Here is a 6147-nt window from a genome sequence, read left to right as displayed (position 1 = left end):
RCCGCAATACCACATACTGTTTTTTTCATTATTATTTCCTTTGTAGGGCTTTCTTTACTTGGTGAATGAATAATCATTTCTTATTTTGCGTGCAACTTAACACACAATAACCCTACAAATTTGATGGAAATCAATTTGTAAAAAACACCAACTATCTAATTACATTTGTTTAATGACGGTCACTTTTTAGTCGCATTTTACTGACAGTTTTATAATGGATTTAAACTAAATTCCGGCTAAAAACTCATTCACAAAATCAATATAAAGACCTAATTGATATCCATGTCACATCGCCTACCTTGAAGATATGCAACTTGTCATCAATTATTAATTGTCGCTCGTACTTTTAATAACAAAAAGGAAAATAAAATGAAACGGATGTCAGGGCTAATCCTTATTGCTGCAGCTACATTATCAGGCTGCCAATCAACGTCTTCGTCGATGACAGAAGAGCAAGCAGAACTAGTAAACAATGTATGCCGGACTGGAGATAACGGTAAAAATGATATGAAGGCAACGTGGGAAGAGTACAAACAAGCGCTCATGGACTGCGGTGGCTACGATATTTTCACTGAAGATATGCTGTTAACAGGTGACGTTTTACGCACGAACAGTAAAGGAAAAACCAGAGTCTACACATTTAATGAAGATGGCACTGGTACTTATGCCAAAGACCTAGGTAAACCTAGTGACCTACCATTTACCTGGGAACTCACACAGGACGGTTTCATTTCTTTTGTTGATGAAGAAGCGTGGAAATCGACTTGGGCTCTAGTGGGCGAAGTGGATAACTACTGGTCAGTAAAATTCTTCTCTGAGGCTCCTGATGGTTCGGAGCAGGTGATATGGAGTGACGATTTAGTGGTAATGCTAGACGAAGAGCAATAACTAACACTAGGCTTATCTAAATTAAAAAGGCAGCGTCAGCTGCCTTTTTTTATTCTATAGACCTAATCTATCTATTAATAATCTGTGCACTAAACTCAGAGTAGTTAGAAAGGACCAAGTTCGATCATTTGAGCGATCACCACGGCCACTAACGCACCGGCAGACCAGAATAAAAATAATGGGAAGAAGAAACGAACCCACTTCGTATAAGGTACTTTTGCAATCGCAAGAACAGCTAGCAAGCCACCATTTGTCGGGTAAATATAATTGGAAATACCGTCACCCAATTGCGATGCAAGAGCTGCTACCTGACGAGTCACTTCACCTATATCAGCCAATGGAATGATGATCGGCATAGTAATCACGGCTTGACCACTTCCCGACGGAATAAACAGGTTAATGACTGCTTGCGAGAAGTAAATTCCAGCCGCAGCCACCAGCTGTGAACTACCCGAAATGATTTGCGCCAAATAGTAGATGATTGAGTCGACAATTTTTGCATCTTCCATGATCGTCAAAACTGAGCGAGCAAAGAAAATGATCAATACAGCCACTAATACGTCGCTTACACCCTTTGTCCAGTAATCACAGATTTTGTTCGGCGACAAACCTGCAACTAGCCCAGGAACAATAGCCATAGCCACAAAAGCGCCTGCAATTTCAGTAAAGCCAAAACCTAATTTCAGAGTACCGAAAATCATGTAACCAAACAGCGCTAAAAACGCGACTCCAGCGGCTTTCTCACGAGTGCTCAGTGTTTTAACTTCAACACTGGTTTCGTAATGATAACCTGTTCCATGCAATAAGCTTTTCGTAGGGTCGAGTTTTACTTTGCGTGCATAATGAAGAACGAAAGCCGCACCCGTTAGTAACATAAACATGCCGACAATAAAGCGGTACCACATGCCTGAATACATAGGCAGTTCCGCGATAGTATGAGCAATACCAGTAAAGAATGGGTTGGCTAATGCCGCAGCAAAACCAGCACAACTAGCCAATAACACAACGCCTAGCGCAGTCATTGCGTCATACCCTAGCTTGATGCAGATAGGGATCATCAACGAAATAAAAATCACATCCAGTTCACGCATGCCAGTAAATGTGACGTTGAAGAAAATCGCCGTCATGATCACAGGTGCAATTACATACAAGCCCTGTTTTTTAAGCTTAGTCGTCAGCGCAACGACTGAAGCATCCAAAATCCCCATGTGCTTAATGATACCAAAGGCACCACCCACAAAAACAACAACACCCATTACACCAGAAGCGGATTTAAAGCCCTTGAAAAATGATTCAAAAAAAGACATCAAGGTCGCTGGGTTACTTGGTAATTGGGTATAGCTGTTTGGATCAATCACAGTGCGGCCATTTAGCATCACACGTTCAAATTCCCCTGCAGGGATAAAGTAGCTTGCGATTGCCGCAATGATGACCATGATCACCAAAGATAAGAAAGGGTGGTTCACTTCTTTTTCTGGCGTCATATCAGGTACGGAGTTAGAAACCGTAGTTGTCATATACAATCCTATTTCAATTGTCTCTCGCGCCATTTTTTAATGAACCGAGGATTAGATGGTTAACATAAGCAAAACAAGGCCACCACGCAGAATTCGATTCAACGTGTATAAAAGCTGGCAAGTTTTAACGAAGTCTTTTGTAGGTGGTGCTCTCACATGCACATAGTTAAGTAAGCAAATACTTAATCATTTAGCGTCCGAGCAAAATGCAGATGTTCAGCTATTGAAGCTGTATTGGAGAAAAGTTTGATGACGTATTAAGTCATAAAGCAGGTCAAGTTCGCCCTACCTTTAATACGTATTTTATCAATTACAAAGACAAGCGCGGGATAATAGCACAATATCGGGTAAAATTGAGAGAGTTTTGAACATTTACTCTAATTAGGCCAAGTCAACGAATAGCACTAAAAAAGAAAGCCAGGAAAACGTTGGAAATAACGTTGCCCTAGCTTTTGATTAATAAGAATAATTAGTACTGAATGATTAAAAGTTTAGAGACAAAGATTAGATCCAATTCATAAGGGTCATCGAATCTAAGCACCCTAAAATCTATTGGGTATAAGCCGACTTAGGAGGCTACTAGCTCTCCAGCCCCTTGTAGCGAGCGTTGACTGTTTTCGACAAGAATGGCGGTCGCTGTTTCTTTAAGCGAACTCCACTCAGCATCATCCACTTCAATGCCCTGACTCCATGCGTTCTCTTGAGTTTCCGCGAGGCTTTGTGAACGAATATGAGTTTCATACCCTTCAGCTAAGCGCTTAACATCAAAATCATTTATCGACAGTTCAATCGTCATGTTGTGTAAGTGATCATCCGAACCCAGCGCTAGGTCAGACAAAAACAGCTCTGGTGCAACGCAGCCACGGTTCAAAACATATAAGGTGCGCTTAGGGTTAGTGCCGTTATTCCAGCTTGCTGTGCATGCGATCCCTTTCGCAGCTAATTTCACTAATTCGCTATAAGCTAACCAACGGTTATGGCAGTTATTAAGTTCTATCTTCAGCGTTTTTGAACCGACCATTTTCTCAATAGAGTAGTCCATTATCACTGGCAGATGGCAAGCCAAGCTACATTTATGAAGGTCCACTTCTATCGTATTGTCGCTCGTAACATTGATATCGACAGGGCAATCGTCTTCCAACCCCATATAACTACTAGCATTATTAAAATGGCGAACACCATCAAGCCCAACCATTTGTAGGTCAGCGACCATATTGGCTATCACATCAGCTTCACCACATGAACGACGCATTCCCAAGAAAGCTTTATTTACCGCCGCGACTAATTCGTTGTGAGATACGATCATAAGCTGGAGCCTCCCTGTTCGTTTACTATTGATGGGTTTGAAATAAGTTCACTCGGCAATAAAGGAAATAACCATTCACCTTCATGGATTTCATCTAATAAGGGTGCCCCTTGGAAGAAGGTCACTCGTACCCAGCGCTCTGAACGCGGGTCAAACTTAGTTGCACCAAATACCGCCAACTTGCAACGCAGCAAGTGCATCGGTAACGAAGATTGATGCAGTACATTCATTTGAATGTCACCCATCGCTTTATTACCTAACGTCCACACACGGCGAGCAATAGCTCGGAACTGAGGCTTATGAACTAAAAACTCAGCAAGTGACAACTCAGGTGCGAATTCGAGTAGTGCATGGTACAAACGGTAAGCTTGACGGCCAATATCTAAAGGCAATTCACGCTCTTCACCAGGCTCTTCGCCACGAACCCCTAATCTAGGCTCTTCTTTATCTTGTGAGCGATACCAGAACCAGTAATTATTTTCACTTTTCGTAAAGTCAGTGCTAATTGCCCAGCGATAGTTTTCTTCTAACACCACGAGTAGGTCTTGAACTTTCTTACCACTTGGTAGTGACAAGGTTTCGCTACAGTTCATTTTATCTTGATAGCCGTCTACCAACTCTGGGTACAATTCCATCAAGCATGAAGTCAGGATTTCTTGAGCTTCCAAACTCATGTGTTGTGCATTGTCGATAAGGTCATGCCACGTATGACACTGCTTTTTACCTTCTACAGAAGCGACTAAAGACTCCAGCTGGTCACTGAATAAATTCAGATCATGAACTGCAATGGCGTTGAGTTCTTTTTGCGTCTCGTTAATGGTGATCACTTGTTGCAGGTGAAGAACGCCTTTCTGTATTAGCGTTTGTAGTGGCGCTAACTTGGCAACCTCAGTGTCGCATGCCAATACMGCCGCTAACGCAGTTTCACGGGTCGTCATCCATTGATCAACAATGCTTGGGTGATTGATCAGGTAAGGTGCCATACCTAGCCCTGTTGCATTACCAACACCTAAATAACGTTGTAAACCACGATGCAACGTAATGGCTTGCTCACCACCTTGCTGCTCCGCCAAATAGTGAACCCAATCCAGGCTAAATTCACGAAGCATATAAACAGCACACATTTGCGCACTGAACGACTGATTAAAGTCAGGGTTGTTTTCTAGGATTTTGAAGTCAGCAATACCAAACTTACCGTTACCATAAACCGCGGTAGTACGAAGAATGTAACCCACTTCCGCTAACTCATTAGGTGTCGGCTGCTCACCTTTCGATAAATGGCGAACAATGTGTTCAAACACACGGACACTTTTATTTGCACGAGCCAGCACCAGCACATTGTTAGGGTTTCTCCCCGCCTCTTGCAAAGGCACATTAGCGCGTAATTTTTCTAGAAGAGTGACATCAACATCCCCTAAAACTAACGCGAAAGTCACATCCCACTTTTCCGCAATAACGCGATCATTGCGCTCATCGTCTTCTATCTGGTCGCAAAATACGACTAAATGATAGATATACTTCGGGGTCGCCAATTTGTAAATCACATGCCCATAACCTTGTGGACAAAGCTGCCAATCATGCTTAGTTACTTGCCATTGTTGCTGCGCCATTTTACGGATCAGAGTTCTTACAAAGCTGATTCGAGTTTGGTGCATTGCACCTAGCCTTTCGGGTGCCATGACGATGTCTGCATTGCGCAGAGTTGCTTCAGTGTAGGTAGAACGATGTGCATCCATTTAGCTCACCACTATTTGTAGTTATAAGAGTATTGCTAACCACATCCACCAAAACTGCTCTTTTATTTTGGGAGCTTTAGCCTTGGTTCTTGGTTAACCTTCGATGTTCTATCGGGGCGAACTAACTCGCCCCTTCCTTTCGATTGACTGTCTTTCATACCGCCTTATGTATACTCACAAGTGCGATTGCTCTATGACTCTAAGGCTCAATGCCAGGTCTCAACTTCAGAGGTTCAATTTCGGAGAATTAATTTCAGAAACCGAACCTCAGAGACCTATTTCCGCTGTATTAGTAGCCTTGCTCTTTTGCCATCTTGATTGCGATTTGTGGCGCATTCCAAAGTGATGGCAATAGAATTAATGAAACGGGTACTGCTGTGATAACAATGAATGATTGCAGCGCGGAGATACCGCCAGAACCAAGGGAAATCAGTATTAACGCTGTAACCCCCATCATCACACCCCAAAAAGTTCGGATAATTGCATTCGGTTCTGTCTCACCACTGATCACCACACTGATGGTGTAAGTCATCGAGTCACCGGTTGTAACGATGAAAATCGTCGTCAGAATCAGGAACAAAATTGAAATCAGCATTGGTAGTGGTAGCTGTTGAGTCACAGCAAGTAGCGCACCTGGTAAATTGAACCCTTCAAACGCTTTACTCACACTGCCCGGCTCTGCTATTTCAAATGCCAGACC

General features: G+C 42.8%; 5 protein-coding genes. 1 reads left to right on the top strand and 4 read right to left on the bottom strand.

Annotated features, from left to right (window positions below; all coding sequences use genetic code 11):
- Positions 1 to 369 precede the first annotated feature (369 nt).
- Positions 370 to 888, top strand: coding sequence for a hypothetical protein (locus L4C33_RS14970; RefSeq protein WP_428813223.1), 519 nt, complete (start codon positions 370 to 372; stop codon positions 886 to 888).
- 104 nt (positions 889 to 992) lie between these two features.
- Here the strand turns inward: L4C33_RS14970 and L4C33_RS14965 are convergent, their stop codons facing one another.
- The 4 genes from L4C33_RS14965 to L4C33_RS14950 all read right to left on the bottom strand — a co-directional run.
- Positions 993 to 2405 carry a YfcC family protein gene (locus tag L4C33_RS14965; protein WP_428813222.1) on the bottom strand — a complete coding sequence of 471 codons (1413 nt, stop codon included), beginning with the start codon at positions 2403 to 2405 and terminating at the stop codon, positions 993 to 995.
- 568 nt (positions 2406 to 2973) lie between these two features.
- Complete coding sequence (locus tag L4C33_RS14960) at positions 2974 to 3711, bottom strand: DUF3726 domain-containing protein (protein WP_428813221.1); 738 nt, start codon at positions 3709 to 3711, stop codon at positions 2974 to 2976.
- Positions 3708 to 5447, bottom strand: coding sequence for a hypothetical protein (locus L4C33_RS14955; protein WP_428813220.1), 1740 nt, complete (start codon positions 5445 to 5447; stop codon positions 3708 to 3710). Before L4C33_RS14955 ends, L4C33_RS14960 begins: the two co-directional genes overlap by 4 nt.
- Positions 5448 to 5736: 289 nt before the next feature.
- The coding region (locus tag L4C33_RS14950) for a BCCT family transporter (RefSeq protein ID WP_428813219.1) at positions 5737 to 6147 on the bottom strand (411 nt) is incomplete at its 5' end.

Source organism: Vibrio makurazakiensis (genome assembly GCF_050337375.1).
Classification (GTDB): Bacteria; Pseudomonadota; Gammaproteobacteria; order Enterobacterales; family Vibrionaceae; genus Vibrio; species Vibrio makurazakiensis.
This window is presented reverse-complemented; position numbering and strand designations above follow the sequence as displayed.